At 55.7% G+C, this 1,087-nt stretch carries 1 protein-coding gene; it reads right to left on the bottom strand.

Annotated elements, in window-relative coordinates:
* Positions 1-70 precede the first annotated feature (70 nt).
* Complete coding sequence (locus V2S85_RS27120; protein ID WP_330705878.1) at positions 71-865, bottom strand: hypothetical protein; 795 nt, start codon at positions 863-865, stop codon at positions 71-73.
* Positions 866-1,087 lie beyond the last annotated feature (222 nt).

The following is a 1,087-nucleotide window of genomic DNA, read 5'->3' as shown; positions in this document are numbered from 1 at the left end:
CAAGCAGCAGCTCGTTCTTCTCGGCCTCGGTCAGAACATGAAGCGGCGGTGGCGGCATCCGTAGGGTGAATCAGCCAATCGACCTCCGCGCAACACTTTTCTGCCAACCCCGTGAGCAATTACCCTCGGGGAACCGATTTTTGAGGGTGCGGAATATGTCGTCCACGCCATCCAAAGAGAGTGCTTCGCCATTATCTTTGGTATTCAAAAAATAATATGGAATTTTCTTGGAATTACGCATCTTTGGTCTCTGATTAACAGCGTAGTCATTCAGGGTTTTGGAAAGCAGCGCGCTGGTTATCAGCGATCGTCCGGCAGTTTTTAAGAGCGGCGGCTTTGCCCGAGTTTCTTCCGGATCGTCGGGACGAGGAACGAAGATCAGACGAGGGCGAGAACCGAAAAGCATTACATCTTCACCCTTAAGCGTGAGGGGCTCACCCTTTCGCAAACCAAGTTCGTCGTACATCAGGATGAGCGCGAAGTTGCGGTGGCGCGTGTTCGGTCTGAACGGATTGCGGGTGTCATCCGGCCGAGTGACGGTGAGCAGGAAGGAGCGCTGCTCGTCGGTGAGCGACTCCCGCACCTTTTCGGTGCCACACGCACAAAGACCTTTCATTTGCTCTTTGAGCTCGGTCAGGCGATCACGCATATTGATTGCTTGGCTCGGATCCGCTGCGCGGGCGATGTAAGGGGCTGCACGCCAGTTTGTGTATGCGAACGCCCAGTTCATCCGGTCTTGGTGTGTGTTCGCGGACACGATCCGGGGAACAATGGAATTTCCAAGGACACGCGGAGGCCGCTTACTTGAACGCAGCCTGTTCGAAAGAGCTTCCACCTCATCGGGGTAGAGATAGGCACCGCCCATCACGCGCTCGGCTAAATCAATGCCTCTCTCGTCGAGCCATTCGTGGAAGAGGCACAGAGCATCCAGTTCGCGTTCTGCGCTATTTATCGATCGGTGGGGTCGTGTCCCGCAGGGTGGTGTAGGAACCGTCGATCCACGGCAGGATCGAGTTCAGGTCAGGCTGCCAATGCTGGCAAGCTGACAATAGGGTTATGGCTCACCGAGCCGAGGGTTTCCAGTGTC

The organism is Novosphingobium resinovorum (genome assembly GCF_036352595.1).
Classification (GTDB): Bacteria; Pseudomonadota; Alphaproteobacteria; order Sphingomonadales; family Sphingomonadaceae; genus Novosphingobium; species Novosphingobium resinovorum_B.
The sequence above is the reverse complement of the archived record's forward strand: the minus strand, read 5'-3'. Positions and strand labels throughout refer to the sequence as shown.

Excerpts from the sequence above, each read along its gene's own strand:
- V2S85_RS27120 (WP_330705878.1), bottom strand. The coding sequence starts at position 865 with ATGGGCGGTGCCTATCTCTACCCCGATGAGGTGGAAGCTCTTTCGAAC.